The sequence below is a fragment of the Streptomyces sp. NPDC020490 genome (genome assembly GCF_044335305.1).
Taxonomy (GTDB): Bacteria; Actinomycetota; Actinomycetes; order Streptomycetales; family Streptomycetaceae; genus Streptomyces.
In genome coordinates, this window is the sequence record NZ_JBIRUY010000003.1 from 174267 (window position 1) to 188643 (window position 14377).

General features: G+C 67.9%; 14 protein-coding genes. 9 read left to right on the forward strand and 5 right to left on the reverse strand.

Annotated features, from left to right (window positions below; translation table 11 throughout):
* From ACH4ZX_RS05650 to ACH4ZX_RS05660, 3 genes are read left to right on the forward strand one after another with little or no spacing between them, the layout of a single operon-like run.
* A complete protein-coding gene (locus ACH4ZX_RS05650; RefSeq protein WP_398267953.1) occupies window positions 1-852 on the forward strand; it encodes a helix-turn-helix domain-containing protein in 852 nt (283 codons plus the stop codon).
* 12 nt (window positions 853-864) lie between these two features.
* Complete coding sequence (locus tag ACH4ZX_RS05655) at window positions 865-1059, forward strand: hypothetical protein (RefSeq protein WP_398267956.1); 195 nt, start codon at window positions 865-867, stop codon at window positions 1057-1059.
* A 10-nt stretch (window positions 1060-1069) separates the two neighbouring features.
* The gene (locus tag ACH4ZX_RS05660) at window positions 1070-1633 is read left to right on the forward strand and encodes an HD domain-containing protein (protein ID WP_398267959.1); all 564 of its coding nucleotides are present in this window, start codon (window positions 1070-1072) and stop codon (window positions 1631-1633) included.
* Here the strand turns inward: ACH4ZX_RS05660 and ACH4ZX_RS05665 are convergent.
* Window positions 1621-2088, reverse strand: a complete 468-nt coding sequence (locus ACH4ZX_RS05665) for an NUDIX hydrolase (RefSeq protein WP_398267962.1) — start codon at window positions 2086-2088, stop codon at window positions 1621-1623. The genes ACH4ZX_RS05660 and ACH4ZX_RS05665 overlap by 13 nt on opposite strands.
* Window positions 2075-2848: an XRE family transcriptional regulator gene (locus tag ACH4ZX_RS05670; RefSeq protein WP_398268403.1), complete on the reverse strand. Its 774-nt coding sequence runs from the start codon at window positions 2846-2848 to the stop codon at window positions 2075-2077. The genes ACH4ZX_RS05665 and ACH4ZX_RS05670 overlap by 14 nt, the downstream gene beginning before the upstream one ends.
* A 95-nt stretch (window positions 2849-2943) precedes the next feature.
* Between ACH4ZX_RS05670 and ACH4ZX_RS05675 the strand changes: the two genes are divergently transcribed.
* From ACH4ZX_RS05675 to ACH4ZX_RS05700, 6 genes are all read left to right on the forward strand, one after another.
* Entirely contained in the window at window positions 2944-3678 is a 735-nt protein-coding gene (locus ACH4ZX_RS05675; RefSeq protein WP_398267965.1) for an HAD family hydrolase, read from the forward strand.
* A 67-nt stretch (window positions 3679-3745) separates the two neighbouring features.
* Window positions 3746-4648 carry a radical SAM protein gene (locus ACH4ZX_RS05680; protein ID WP_398267968.1) on the forward strand — a complete coding sequence of 301 codons (903 nt, stop codon included), beginning with the start codon at window positions 3746-3748 and terminating at the stop codon, window positions 4646-4648.
* Complete coding sequence (locus ACH4ZX_RS05685) at window positions 4641-5282, forward strand: hypothetical protein (RefSeq protein ID WP_398267971.1); 642 nt, start codon at window positions 4641-4643, stop codon at window positions 5280-5282. The genes ACH4ZX_RS05680 and ACH4ZX_RS05685 overlap by 8 nt, the downstream gene beginning before the upstream one ends.
* On the forward strand, window positions 5200-5862 hold the full coding sequence (locus tag ACH4ZX_RS05690; RefSeq protein ID WP_398267974.1) for an SAM-dependent methyltransferase: 663 nt from the start codon (window positions 5200-5202) through the stop codon (window positions 5860-5862). The genes ACH4ZX_RS05685 and ACH4ZX_RS05690 overlap by 83 nt, the downstream gene beginning before the upstream one ends.
* 11 nt (window positions 5863-5873) lie before the next feature.
* Window positions 5874-6434, forward strand: a complete 561-nt coding sequence (locus ACH4ZX_RS05695) for a class IV adenylate cyclase (RefSeq protein WP_398267977.1) — start codon at window positions 5874-5876, stop codon at window positions 6432-6434.
* A 162-nt stretch (window positions 6435-6596) separates the two neighbouring features.
* Window positions 6597-8210: a protein kinase gene (locus ACH4ZX_RS05700; protein WP_398267980.1), complete on the forward strand. Its 1614-nt coding sequence runs from the start codon at window positions 6597-6599 to the stop codon at window positions 8208-8210.
* A gap of 16 nt (window positions 8211-8226) precedes the next feature.
* On the opposite strand, the gene ACH4ZX_RS05705 is transcribed toward ACH4ZX_RS05700, so the two are convergent.
* The 3 genes from ACH4ZX_RS05705 to ACH4ZX_RS05715 form a co-directional block, all read right to left on the reverse strand.
* Window positions 8227-10353, reverse strand: coding sequence for an AIPR family protein (locus tag ACH4ZX_RS05705; RefSeq protein WP_398267983.1), 2127 nt, complete (start codon window positions 10351-10353; stop codon window positions 8227-8229).
* 19 nt (window positions 10354-10372) lie between these two features.
* Window positions 10373-11725 (reverse strand): hypothetical protein, encoded by a 1353-nt coding sequence (locus tag ACH4ZX_RS05710; protein WP_398267986.1) that lies wholly within the window; start codon window positions 11723-11725, stop codon window positions 10373-10375.
* A gap of 279 nt (window positions 11726-12004) precedes the next feature.
* Window positions 12005-14002, reverse strand: coding sequence for a glycosyl hydrolase (locus tag ACH4ZX_RS05715; RefSeq protein ID WP_398267989.1), 1998 nt, complete (start codon window positions 14000-14002; stop codon window positions 12005-12007).
* Window positions 14003-14377: the final 375 nt, after the last annotated feature.

Genomic DNA, 14377 nt, shown 5'->3' on the forward strand with positions numbered 1-14377 from the left:
ATGCCACCAAGGACGATCCTCACTCAACGCCAGAAGCGTCTGGGAAGTGAATTGCGCAGGATGCGCACCACAGCCGGCATGTCCGCGGAGTACGCCGCAGGGCTTCTCGGTGTCGACCGAAGCAGGATCTCCAACATGGAGTCCGGACTACGCGGGATCAGCGCCGAACGGCTGCGCACGCTGGCCTGCAACTGTGACTGCACCGACGAGAAGTACATCGACGCCTTGGCCGAGATGGCGGAGCCGAGCGAAACAGGATGGTGGGAGCGCTACCGGGGCAGTTTGCCTCAAGGCTTGCTGGACATCTCCGAAACCGAGGCCAGCGCGGTTCGTCTGCGGGGCGCGAATACGGTGCATGTACCGGGACTGCTCCAGACATCGGAGCACGCCATGGCCATCTTCCGTGCCGTCGTCCCTCAGCTTCCCGAGCATGAGGTCGCTCTCCGTCTCGCGCACCGCTCGGAGCGACAGAAGGTGATCACGGGCGACAATCCGACGCCCTACGTGGCCGTGATCCACGAGGCGGCGCTTCGTATGCAGTTCGGCGGACGGGACGTTGCCCGAGCACAGCTAGAGTACCTTCTGGAGGTCTCCGAGTGGGACAACGTCACCGTGCTCGTCCTTTCCTTCGCCCATGGCGCCTTCCCTGGAGCAGGGCACACGGTCGTCTACACCGAGGGGCCCGTACGGCAGCTCGACACCGTGCAGGTGGACAACTCTCATGGCCCCGTGTTCCTGCACGCTGACGGCCAACTCGCGAAATACCGGGCACAACTCGACCTGTTGGAAGACATGGCACTATCCCCGGAGCGGTCGCGTGACTTCATCCGCCAGATCGCACGACAACTATGAGGAGAAGCCAAGATGGCTGACATCACCTGGGACGCCCCGTTCTGCGGAGAGGGCAGCTCCTGCTTCCGCCTGGGCACCGACGCCGACGGCAACGCCTACATAGCCGTTGCCGGTCAGGAGGACCACTACCTCACCGACTCCCTCGAAGCCCTCCGAACCCTCATCACCGACATCAAGTCCGGCAAAGCAGACCATCTGCTGGGATAGAGAGCACAGCATGGGTGATCTGATCGGTGAGTGGGCGACGCGCCTGGCGGAAGCCGAACTCAGCAGCCCGCTTCCACGGCGGTGGGCGCATACGCAAGGGGTCGCTGAACGCGCGGTGGAAGTAGGTCAGGTTCTGGGCGTGGAAGCCGACTTGCTCCTCGCTGCCGCGACACTTCATGACGTCGGGTACGCGCCCCGGCTCGTGTTGACCGGCTTCCATCCACTGGACGGGGCCCGGTTTCTCCGCGACGAGCACGGGGCCGACAAACGGTTGGCGCGGCTGGTCGCGAACCACTCGTTCGCGCTCCTGGAGGCCGAGGAACGCGGGCTGGGGGAGGAACTCGCGGCGGAATTCCCGTTGTTGGACGAGCCGCTGCTGGTGGACGCCCTCGTGTACTGCGACATGACGACGACGCCCGACGGCGGCCGGACCACCGCGCAGGAGCGGGTCGCGGAGATCCTCGGTCGCTATGGCGCGGACAGCGTGGTTGGGCGGTTCATCCGGCGGGCGGCGCCGGAGATCTTCTCCTCGATCGAGAGGATCGAGGCCGCGCTGGCGGCTCAGCCGAGGTAGGGGTAGGTGCCTGCGAGGTAGTCGCGGATCTGCTGGCGCATGCTGGGGTGGATGTCGTACTGGTCCAGTTCGGTCGGCTGTACGAAGCGGACGTCGTCGGCCTCGTCGTTGACCGTGGGCTCGCCGCCGACGGGGCGGCCGATGTAGGTGGTCTCGTACTGCTGGCGGATCTCACCGTCGGTGTAGGCGACGATGTGGTTCGGATTGGTGTAGACGCCGAGGAAGCCGGTGATCTCCGCGATGATGCCGGTCTCCTCCAGGCATTCGCGTATGGCGCACTCAGCCGCGGTCTCGCCGATGTCCTGGGCGCCGCCGGGAAGTGCCCACTGTCCGGTGTCGCGGCGGCGCTGGAGGAGGATGGCGCCGGTCTTGTCGGCGACGAGCAGGTTGCTCGCCGGGATGAGGGTGTTCGCCTTCGGGGCGGTCGGGTCGTTGTAGTACTCAGTCCGGCCCATGGTCGGCGGTCCTCTCCTGGTCGGGTGCCCACGGCCGCGCAGCGGCCCAGACGGTGTCGAAGCTCTGAGCGTAGTTGTCGAACCACCCTGTGCTGTCTGCCCTCTTGAGATGGAGGAGGGGGTTGGCGCTGGCCGGTTGTCCCCAGATGTGGGGGTTGATCAGCAGGTTGTCGTCGTAGCGGAACATGGATGTGTAGAGCGTGGTGTCGTGGAGCCGTACGGCGCACCCGGCCTCGCCCAGCAGCGGGCGGTAGTACGTCAGCGAAGCGCGGATCTTGGCGGCGAGAGTGTCGCCGATGCCCTCCTCTCGGCCCCGGACGGCGACTGCCTGACCGTCCGGGTCGCCGAAACACAGGCGCACCCGGACCCCCTCCGCAGCACGCTCGGAGAGCATCTTGGTTACCTGCGGATTGGACTGCGCGAAGAATGTACCGGAGAAGACCAGGACGCTGATCTCGTTCCGGGCCTCTCGCAGCAGCGAGAGCCAGACGTCCCGCGGCACGCTGGCCCGGTTCTGATAGGTGCCGACCAACTCGTTGTCTGGCCCGTCCCGTAACCGGCCGGACCGTCTGGGCGGCGCCGGCCACAGGAAGGTCTCTTCCACGCTCAGGTGGCGGGCCACGCGGAAACGATGCCGTGCGTGGGGAACACGCCCTCCCAGCCATCGGCTCACCGTCTTGGGGTCGACCTCGCAGACTTCCGCAAGTGTTTCGGGCGGGACACCGCGCTGCGCGAGCACAGAGTGCAGTCGGTCGTTCACAGCAGCCATGGAAGCGGTGCGTTGCATGATCACGCAAGGACGTTATGGGACGTTGTCACGAAAGCAGAGCCCCGCCGACTGCCTACGCTGGCGGCATGGAGCTCATCGTCCTGTGGGACATCGACCATACCCTCATCGAGAACGCGGGGGTCAGCAAAGAGATCTACGCTGCTGCTTTCTCATCGCTCACGGGACGTGAGCCGACGGCGCCGGCGCGTACCGAGGGCCGCACGGATCGACTCATCATGCGCGACATGTTTCTCCGCGACGGGCTGCCCGTGCCAGAGTGGCCCGCCGTTGAGGATGCCCTCGCGCGGGCGGGGCATGACCGACTGGGTGAGCTACGCTCGCGCGGGACGGCCTTGCCGGGGGTCCCGGAGATACTGAAGGCCGCTTCCCTGCGCAGTGGTTGGGTTTCCTCTGTCCTGACCGGCAACATCGCCGCCAACGCCCACGTGAAGCTGTCCGCTTTCGGCCTAGACTCCCTGTTGGACCTGTCGGTGGGCTCCTACGGTGCGGACGCCGAACTCCGTCCCGAACTCGTCCCGATCGCCCGCGCTCGCATACGGCGGCTCCGTGGTGTTCCGGCCGATGTGCCCACCGTCCTGGTGGGGGACACCCCTCGGGACGTGGAGGCCGCCCTTGCCAGCGGCTCCGGGATCGTCGCGGTCGCCTCCGGTATCCACAACTCCAAGGAACTGGCCGAAGCCGGCGCTCTCGAAATCTTGCCCGACCTGTCGGACACCAAGGGGGTCCTCAGCATCCTGGAGTTCTTCGCAGCTCGCGGAAAACGTCCCAGGACGTCCTTGCACCGTCCTCGAACGCGGTGACGAGGTCCCCGGACAGACGGCCACCATCAGGGTCCCACCAGGCAGTGAGTGAGCCCAAGGAGCCCAAGTGATCGGGGAAGTCACCGGGATCAGGAAGATCCGGATGCTGTACCTGCAACTGCTGTACCGCTGCAATTTCGCGTGCCTGCACTGCTTCCACGGCAAGCGGCTTCAGTACGCCGACGCCTTCACCGCCGAGGAAGCAGTCAGTCTTCTCAGCCTGATGCGAAACGAATACGGCACGGAGGCCGTCACCCTCCTTGGCGGAGAACCGTTCGTCCACCGGGAGCTCCTCAAGGTCGTCCGGCACGCCAAGCAGGAACTGGGCCAGCGCGTCGAGATCTGCACCAACGGCTACCGCATCGAGCGCCGCCTGACCGAGATCGCTCCCCACTTGGACCTGCTCCGGGTCTCCCTGGAGGGTGTCGGCTCGACCAACGACGGTATCCGCAAGCATGGCAGCTACCAGAGCGCTCTCCACACGCTCGGCCTGGCACGGGACCTCGGTGTTTCAACCGGCGCGACCATGACCGTGACCTCACGGAACATCGACGAGGTACTCCCCCTCGCGCACGTCGTGGCCCACCTCGGAGTCCGGCAACTGAAGCTCCACCACCTGCGGCCCGTCGGCAACGCCGCCGACCATCCCGAGCTGCTGGTCACCGACCTGGCCGCCTACGGCCGACTCCGCGAACAGCTCGCGGATACCGAGCTGCCGCTTGAAGTGATCGTCGACGAGGACCTCTCCGAACACGGTGCTCCCGAGGTCTGCACACCGTCCGGCGGGCCTCGCGAGATCGACCGGATCGAGGCCGACCCCCGCGGTGCGCTCACCATGTCCTGCAAAGCGGTGGGCAAGGACTCCCACGCGTTCTGGTACGAGAAGACCGCGAACCGCATCGTCCACAGGCCCTCCGCCACCGACGAAATCACCCTCCCGGTACCGGACGTGGTGTACGCCCGTGCCTGATCACCCGACATTCGAAAGCCTGGAAGGTTCACGCGGCACCGGGAAGTCGACCATCGCACCGATGCTCGCCGCTGCCCGCCAGGCCGTCCTCGTCCCCACCGTGCCTGCGTTGTACCAGCCGCTCAGGCGCGAGGTGGACAAGCGGACGAACGTCGAAGCACGGATGTGTCTCTACCTCTCCGCACTGTTCACAGCAACCGAAGAGATCCAACACCATCTCAAAGGCGGCGTCCCGGTCGTCGTGGAGAGCTACTTCGCCCGGTGCCTCTCCAGCCACCGTGCCCTGGGCGCCCGGCTCGGCGTCACTCTGCCTGCCTGGCTGCCCACGCCCGTCGCCTATCACCTCGTCTGCACTGACGACGAGCGCCGGCGTCGCCTTGCAGCACGAAACAAGCCGACATCGCGCTGGGACACGCTATTGGAAACCGTCACGGACCAAGTGGCGGATGCTTACGCCTCGTTCCCGATGCATCGCATCGACACCACGGGGCTCACCCCCGAAGAGGTCCTCCGCGTGATCACCTCCACCAATACGCAAGGAGCGCACTCCCATGCAGACACAGAGCCTGTGGGAGCACACCCTCACCTTCTTCCCGCAGTTCCTCGCCACTCTGCGGGAACGCGTTGCCCCTGACGCCACCATCGCTGTCGTCGGTGCGAGCGACGGCAAGTTCGTCCTGCCTCTGGCAACCGCTGGGTATCGCGTAGTAGCGATCGAACGCGACACGCTCGCCGTGCACGGAGGGAAGGTCCGCCTTCCGGGTGACAGCGATGTACACGCCATGGGTCTGATCGACCGGCTGAAGCTGGAGAAACTGCATGCCCGGGTGCGGGTGATCGAAGAGGACTTCCTTGTGGGGGAACCTCTGGACGTACAGTGCGAGGCGGTCTGGACGAGCTGCTCGTGGCACTACAGTGCCAACCACCACCGCCCGCTCTCCGAGTTCGTCGACCGCATGCAACGCCTGGTGCGCCCGGGCGGTGTCTTCGGTGCGGAGTTCATGATGCCCGTCGAAAAGCACCACCACTCGGTGGAGCACTACACCTCTCCCGAGCGCCTGCACCGTCACTTCCTCAGTGACTGGGATGTCCTGCTCACCCTGAGCACGAACGAGTTCACCGAACGGCCCCACATCGGCCGGCCGCACGACCACACCCATCGCATGGGCCTGCTCCTGGCAACCCGCACGTTTACGCTCACCGACCGTTTCTGAGAGAAGGACACATGAAGCACGAGTACGAGGCGAAGTTCCTGGCCGTCGACGTCACCGGACTGCAGGCCAAGCTGGCCGGCCTCGGCGCCGTCCTGGCGCTCCCCCGCACCCTCCTCACCCGCAAGATCTTCGAGAACGACTCCCTCGACGGAGGGGCCTGGCTCCGCCTGCGGGACGAGGGCACCCGCTCGACGCTCACGCTCAAGCAGGTCACCGACGCCACGACGATCGACGGCACCAAGGAGATCGAGACCGAGGTCACCGACCTGCATGCCATGGCTGACATCCTCCGCCGGGTGGGCCTCACCGAGGTCCGCTACCAGGAGAACTACCGCGAGGAATGGCGCCTGGGAGAGGTCGCCTTCGACTTCGACACCTGGCCCGACCTCCCCACCTTCCTGGAGATCGAGGGGCCCGACGAGGCATCCGTCCGACAGGCCGCCCATCTCCTGGAACTCGACTACTCCGAGGCCCGGTTCGGCAGCGTCGACGAGATCTACAAGAGCGAGGCCGGCCGCGACATCCTCGCCGAGCCCACCCTGCTGTTCTCCGTCAACGGCACGGAGGAGTAATACCTCACCGACTCCCTCGAAGCCCTGCGCACCCTCATCACCGACATCAAAGCCGGCAAGGCCGACCACCTGCTGTAGAGCACGCCGCGCGCGCCGCCGTCAGTCGGTACCGTGTACGGCGTCCGGCTGACGAGGCATCAGCACACGACGGGGGCGCGACGCGTGGCGCAGGCACGGAGAATCGGCGAGCAGGGCCGCTACGAGCTGATCGAAGAGATCGAGTCCGGCGGTATGGGCACGGTCTGGCGCGGCTACGACGCCGTTCTGGACCGGGAGATCGCGGTCAAGCTCATCCGGCCCGATGTCGTCCTGTCGCCAGCGCAGGCTGAGGAGTTCACCCGCCGCTTCGAGCGCGAGGCGCGCGTCACCGCTCGGATCGGGCATCACGGGGTGCCGCAGGTGTTCGACGCGGTGCTGGACGAGGCGTCGTACGACCGGCTGTACCTGGTGATGGAGTACGTGCGCGGGATCTCCCTGCGCAAGGTGCTCACGGGCGCCGAGGTCGAAGCGGCGGCGGGGCTCCCGGTGAGCTGGGCCGCGTCGATCGCCGCGCAGATCTGCACGGTCCTGTCGTACGCCCACGCCATCCCGGTCGTGCACCGCGACCTGAAGCCGGACAACGTCCTGATCGCCGCGGACGGCACGGTCAAGGTGCTGGACTTCGGCATCGCGAAGCTGCTGCGCACGGACGTCACCCGGCTCACGGCCACCGGCAACCGAATCGGCACCAGCCGCTACATGCCACCCGAGCAGATCGACTGCGCGCAGATCACACCGCTGAGCGACCTCTACGCACTCGGTTGCGTGCTGCACGAACTCCTCGCCGGTGAGCCGGTCTTCAGCGGCAACGAGTACCAGCTCCTGCACCAGCACATGAGCGAGCCGCCGATGCCGCTGCGCGCCCTGCGGCCCGAGGTACCAGAGGACCTGGAGACCCTGACCCTGGACCTGCTGGCCAAGGCGCCCGAGCAGCGTCCGGCCGACGCGTACGCGGTGTACGAGCGCCTGTCACCGCACCTGCCGCCCCCGGGTTCGGCGGCTGTCCCCGTGGTCTTCGCCGGCGGTGGGTCCCCTTCAACGGTGCCCGACCCGACGGTGGTCTACCGTCAGCCGAACGCACCCCTGCGGCAAGCCACGGTGCCCACGCCCTCCCCTGAACCGGTGGCTCCCGTACCGGCCCCGGCACGTGCCGACACCGTGCTGCGGGACGCGATCCGGGACGCCTACGCCCGGTCCGCGGACCTCGCCGAGCGCGGGCGATTCGCCCAGGCCGCCGACGTCCTGAAGGCGGTGATCACCACGGCGGCCACCGCCCTCGGCGCGCAGAACCCCCGTGTGCTGGGTCTGCGGCGGCAGCGCGCGGCGATCCTCATGGCCGGCGAGGACTTCCGCCGCGCCTTACCCGAGTTTGACGCGCTGGCCGCCGTCTACGCCCGTACGGCCGGCCCGGCCGGCGAAAGCGCGCTGGAGTGCCGGCGGCGTGCCGCCCACTGCCGGGCCAACCTCGGCCAGGCCACCGCCGCCCTGCGAGAGTTCCAGGAGGTCCTGGAGGTCGTGTCCGATGCGGCCGGAGACGCCTCCGAGACCGCGCTCGACCTGCGCCGCAGCATCGGCATCCTCCTCTTCTCGGAGGGCCGTCGCGCGGAGGCCGAGGGCGTGCTGGACGCCCTCCACGAGGACATGTGCGTACTCCTAGGCGAGGACGACGAGGAGACCCGGGAGATCGCCGACCTCCTCGTCCGGCTGCGCGGCCCAGAGGGACCAGGCCGCTACTGACCTCCCACCGGTACCGTCAGGCTTCGTCCTCGCCCTCTTCCTCCTCCTCACTGTGGATGCGCTGAGCCAGATCCCACAGGCTCCGGCCGTCCGGCTGGAACCAGCGGGCCGTTCCCTGATTGGACACGGGCCGCTCGTCCCAGTCGGCGTCCGCCCACATCTTCGACACCAGCCCGGACGGCGAATACTGCTGCTCGTCGTACGCCCACAGGATCGGTTTGGTCCGGTGGTTGACCCAGGTCGCCTGGCGCCGGCTCTCGTCTTCGGCGAGCCACGCTTCCATGGCGTCGCGCTCGGGCTCGTTCTGAGCCATGTACCGGAGCGGCGCCCCGTCCTTGAGGACCCGGCGGTCGATCAGAAGCGGCACGGTGTTCGGGCGACGCGGCTTGCGCTCCTTCGCGGGAGGTGCGGGAACGGCGACGCCGTCGGCCAGGTCGGCGAGGACCTGCTTCGCGAGCTCCCGACATGTCTCCGCGGTCTGGAAGGCGGTCCTGATCTGGGGACGCGGCCCGTGCCGAGTGAGCTGATGCGTCAATCGGCGCACCAGCTCCGGTACGAGGGCAGGGATCTTGGCCAGAACCTCGCTGCCCCAGTCGAAGTCGGGGTCGTCGATGCTCGTGGCATCGAGGTGCTGGAAGATCAGGTGGGTGACGAGGAAGCCACCGTGCTCCGCGGTTGCCGCCTCGCGGCTGTTCTGGCCGCTGCCGAGTTTGTAGACCGTGCTGCGTGCCGCGCGCAGCGTGAGCACGGAACGCCACACCTTCTGCGGAGAGGGTTCACTCTTGAACAGCAGGGTGTGGCTGCCTTTGGGACCCTGCTCCCAGAGGTTCTCCGTGGAACTGGCCGCCCGGGCGGCCTGCTCGGCGTCCGGGTGCAGGCAGGCGAGAGCGAGTGCGAGTTCGTCCAGTGAGCAGCCGGTCTCGGGTGCGACCGGCTCACCCCGCTTGATCACGTACTGCTTGCGCAGTTCGGCACGCAGGTTGGCCTTGATCCTCTGGTGCACGGGTTCCAGCGCGATGTGATCGCGCTGCTCGATGGCGTTCTGCCGGTTCGCCGCCTGCGAGACCTGTACACCGAACTTCCGGTCCTCATGCGTGTTGATGACCTTGATGCTCAGGGTGGCGTGGGCCGCGGTCTCGCCGTCGTCGTGCATGGCCCTGGCGACCGCCCGTACCGTCTGGGCGCCGTTGACGATGCTCGCCCCGGTCACGGACAGGGTGGTCGGCCTGTTCCGCGGTGCCCTGGCGCTCTCGTGCCTGGCCGTGAGCGCGTCGCAGATCATGGTGATGCCGTTGTTCAGGTACCAGAATCTGGTGGGATCGGACGTGAGGGTCTGGCCGATCTCCGCGTTGGTGACAGTGGTCCCGAGCGGAGCACGGAGATTCTGCTCGAACAGGGCGGTACCGTGCGTCTCGTACCACTCGGCGACGCTCTCGGCGGAGACCGTGCCCTGATAGGCCTCGAGCGGCCCGCTCTGCTGGTACCAGTCGTCCAGGCGGACATCCAGGCAGATCGGTTTCGGCCGCAGATCCGCGTGTACCTGGTCATGGAAATCTGCGGCAAGCAGTACCTCGACGCTCAGGCGCGCGCCGTGCCGGTTGAATTCGTCGAGAGCGTTGTCGAGAACCTCGCGCGCCTGCGGCGAGGGTTCCACGGTGCCCATCAACGCGATGACCAGGATCGTTCTCTCCTGGAGGAGAAGCGGCCTGGCTTCCAGCGCGAGGGCGGCGGCACGCTGGTTGAACTGGGCGTACAGCTCGTTCTCGATCCGGTTCAGACCGTCGACCATCGCCTTGGCGGCGTCGACGTCGAAGGTCGCGGTGCCCTTGTCGCTCCACTTCGCCTGGACGAGCAGAACCTGCCCGCTGTCGGGGAGCGGGGCGATGGCGTCCAGGCCCTGGTCCGCGATGCCGTCCGTCACGAACCGGGCCGCCTCGGCCACACCGCACTTGCCCACACGCCGCACCGCTAGGGCGGCGAGGGCGCGGGAGAGGAAGCGCTGTTCGTAGTTGCCCCCTTTGAAGTGGGCGATGTCGCTGTCGGCTATCACCCCGTCGAATGTCTCGTGCAGTTGCTCACGCACCTGCGTGACCTGGCGAGGTGTGTCCGCCCCCGAGGTGGCCATGAATGGTTGCCTTCCCATTTGATGATGTCCTGACGACCTAAACCCGCGCCCCGAGCCCTGAACCGTTGCTACGCGGCCGACGGCTGAAGTCGACGACCACCAGGGCAGCACCGACCGAGTCGACGGTGGCATTTACGCAGTTCATGGCAAGGTCGAAGGACACGCCCCGCGCGCCGAACCAACCGTCGCGCACCAGACGGGCGAAGTCGGTCGGCACCAGGTGGCGGGTGAGCAGGTCGGCAGGAGAACCTGGGAAGCCGGGCGTCACAGCGGCCGTGATCGCTGCTGCGACCTGTCCGTAGGGGTAGATCGCGCCGGAACTCGTCCGATGCAGAGCAGGAGTGAAGGGCACGTCCCCATGGATGCGGAGGAAGAGAGGGTCTTCCAGCAGGCCATAATCGTCGACGCTCCGCCGAGCGCTTTTCGTCAATCTGTGAGCCTGATTGTGGAATTGGTCCAGGCTTCGCAGAATGTCAGGCGAGAAGAACCCATTCGACCCAAGACGCAGATAGCGCAGTATGACGAGCGTCCCGGTGTCGGCATGGTAGTAGTAGGCGTCGAGGGAGCCTTCCTCACCGTCGACCACCCACGGATTGATCACCGACGTGGCCTCGAGGTCGTAACCCTGGCCATTTTCGCGGCCCACCAATGCTCGAACGACCGTATCGCAGGTACCGCTGAACCTCTCCGCCGCACGACCGTGGACATCGTCGAACATCGGCTGAACCGCGGCCCCGGTGAGCCCGCTTATGTAGCTTGCGCCGACGGCTGCCCTGTCCCAGCGATACGTCCGCGTGAAGTCTTTCTGGGCCAACCCGGCCATCTTTGCGAAGAGCAGGAGAGCGTCGCGCTCATCACGCCAGCGGAGCTCCTGATTGCTCCACCCTTCGTCTTCGTCGAGCAGAAGCGTCAACTCCTGGACCGCCGCCACGACGTCAGGGGAGATCTGCCGGAGATTGCCGAGCACGATGTCCGCCCCGACCGTGACAGGACCGCTTTCCGGTAACGACTCGGCCAGTGCGGCGTCCCGCTTGCCGCCGGCGCCCAAGAGGGCTGATACAGGCACCAGGCCTCGAACCCTTCGCGCATGCGTGACGAAAACCTTCCGGTCGACGTCAGTCTCATGAGCAGGGCGCGCGATGCCCAGCCCCCAGATCCGCTCCTGCTGCTCCCGGTCGAGTTCATCACTCTGCCTGCCGGAAGGGGCAAGGACAATCGCGAGGTGTGACTTGACCTCGGGCCATTCACGGCAAGGCTGGGAGTAGGACCTCTCTTTGGTGAGGTCTTCATCTAGCAGACGAAGTAAGTCACGGTCAGGGCGCAGAATCGCCAGCCGCGGCGATCGCGCCGGAGACGGAAGCTCTGCCCGCCTTGGTCGTGCGAATGCCATCCACTCCCCCGAACCGCCCGCCACCGTACCGGGCCAGGCTCAGGGGGATGGTAGCGCGCCGACTGCGGCTGCCGGCTTTCACGCTTCCAGTTCTCGCCGCCCCGGCCGGCTCCCGTTCGCAGTCAACAGCGCGCTACGGCAAGCGGGACCGCCCCCAACCGGGCCGGTCCCACCTGACCTGTAGCTTGCCGGACCACTCGGCCGAGGCCGACGGCGGACACCAAACGTCGCAGCGGAACATCCGTCACGGAACTGCCGCCTGCGGAAACGCGGTTTACGTCACTCGGCCCGGATGTTGTCCACGTAAACCACGCCCGTGGTCGCCGCGCCGCTTCCGTGGCCGAGGTAGAGGTTGAACGCCGTCACCTTGGCGAGGTGGGCCGCGTCGAGCACGGCTCCGGCGTGGGAGGTGTCCCAGGGGGCGGGCGCGAACGCGCTGAAGGGCGCCTTGATCTCCTGCCCGCTGGTGTCGCCCAGCGGCACGTTGTACTCGAAGTAGACGCCGTCGGCGACGATCTGGAGCGTCGCCCCGTTCCCGGAGCCGTCGCCCTGCAGCCACAGCGCCATGGACGTGAAGGCGGACCAGTCCGCGTCGACCGACTTGCCGATGCCGGTGTACCCGGCGCCGGTGAAGTCGTACGCGTAGGCCAGGCCGTAGGAGCCCGAGGACTTGTGGTCGGCGGACAGGGTGGTGGTGTTGGAATTGACCTGGCTGTACGCCTCGTTCAGGGAGACGTCGTCCCCGGCGTACCCCTCGAAGTCGTCGACCCACCCGGCGGGCAGGGGGGCGACCTCTCCGAGCAGGACGTGGGCCGAGTCGGTGAACGTCTCGCCGCCCACCCGCGCGCTGACCGTGAGGTCGACCATGCGGTTGTCCAGCCAGGCCGGGTCGATGGACCAGACGCCCGAGTAGAAGCCGTCGGCGTCGAGGCGCAGTCGCCGGGCGGGTGAGCCGTTCACCGAGTAGGTGACCCGGCTCGCCCGCGCGGGCGTGACCCGCACCCGGACGGTGGTCTCGGAGTCCGTCACGCGCTGCCGGTCCGTGGGGGTCACGAGGTGCATGAACGGAGCGTTCCCGACGGCCCTGGTGCGAGCGGAGAACACTCCCTTGAGATCGGCGGCGAAGACGGTGTACGGGTCCTGGTGGTACTTGACGAAGTCCGGCAGCAGGGCGTGGCCCGGGTACGGCACGTACGCGCGGTTGCTGCCTCCGAAGTTGGCCCAGGTGAGCATGTACGTCGCCTGCCGGGCCAGCGGGTCCGCCTTGATCGCCGCCAGCAGCCCGGTGAACCAGTTCGGGTCGCGGCCCTCGGTGCCGCTCTCCCCGAACTCGGAGTACGCCGGCACCTTGCCCCGCTCGATCGCCAGCCGGACCACCATCGCCAGGTCCTTCACCAGGGCGTCCAGCCAGGCGGACGATCCGGCCGAGCCGTCGTAGGCGTCGTAGCCGAGGACGTCGACGAACTCGTCGCCCGGGTAGGTCTTGAGGTAGCCGGTCGGGTCGCCGTCGAAGGCGGAGTTGGGCGAGTAGGCGTAGAGCAGGTTGTGGACGCCCTTGGTGTCGCGCAGGTACTCGACGGTGTAGCGGTACACCTCGATGTACTCGGCGGAGGTGGTGTGCCCCGCCCCCCACCAGAACCAGCCCCCGTTGTTCTCGTGGAAGGGGCGGAAGATCACCGGGATCGGGGTGCCGTCCGCCCGCCGCGCGCCCTTGACCGCGCTCGCGATGCGGTCGAGGAAGGCGTTGAACTCCGCGTGCTTCGAACCGCCGGGGAGGATGTGGCCGACCACGCGCCCCGAGGTGTCGTAGAAGTTCTCCCCGGTCACGAAGTTCGGCATGTGGGCGCTGAGGGTGTTGATCCCGCCGCGTGCGTCGCCCTGTCTGATGGACCGGCTGAGCGCGGCGATGTTCTCGGCGTCGGTCCCGCCGGGCACGCCGGGGCGTTCGTCGCCGTCGAGGATCAGGGTGTCCCAGCCGAAGGCCGCGGGGTAGTCGCCCACCGCCGCCTTGGTGTCGGACGCCTTGCCGTCGGGAGTGGTGAAGGTGAAGCCGTAGGAGAGGTCGTGCTGGTGACCGAAGAGGATGCCCTTGCCCTGCTGCCGCTTGAGGTAGGCGAACAGCGCGCGGGTCGCGGGGGTCGCCCTGTCGTCGACGATCCGGACCGGCGTCGGCGCGCCGGCGGGCGCCGCGGAGGCCAGCGGTGTCCCGCTGACCGCGGCCAGGGCGACCGTGGTGCCGATGATGAACGCGCGGCGGTTCAGGGGCGAGTTCGGCATGTACGTCTCCTTCGACGTGGCGATTTCTCGTACGAGGACGTGCGGAGGTACGCGTGCGGAGAGGAGCGGGGACGTGCGGAGAGGTGACTCGCTCGCCGAGGCGGGCAGTCGCCCTCGGCGGTGCGGGGTGCCGTCGGGCACAGTCCGGCACGGGCCGGCGCCCCCGGCACGAGCGGTGGCCGGGGCCGGGAGGGGCGGGGTGGTCAGCCGACGGGACCGGAGCAGGGGCGACGGCCGGTGTCACGGGCGCGGCCGCCGGTGTCGCGGGGGGGGGGGGGCCGCCCCCCCCCCCCCCCCCCCCCCCCCCCCCCCCCCCCCCGCCCCCGGGGGCCGCCCCCCCCCCCGCCCCCCGGGGGGGCCCCCCCCCCCCCCCCA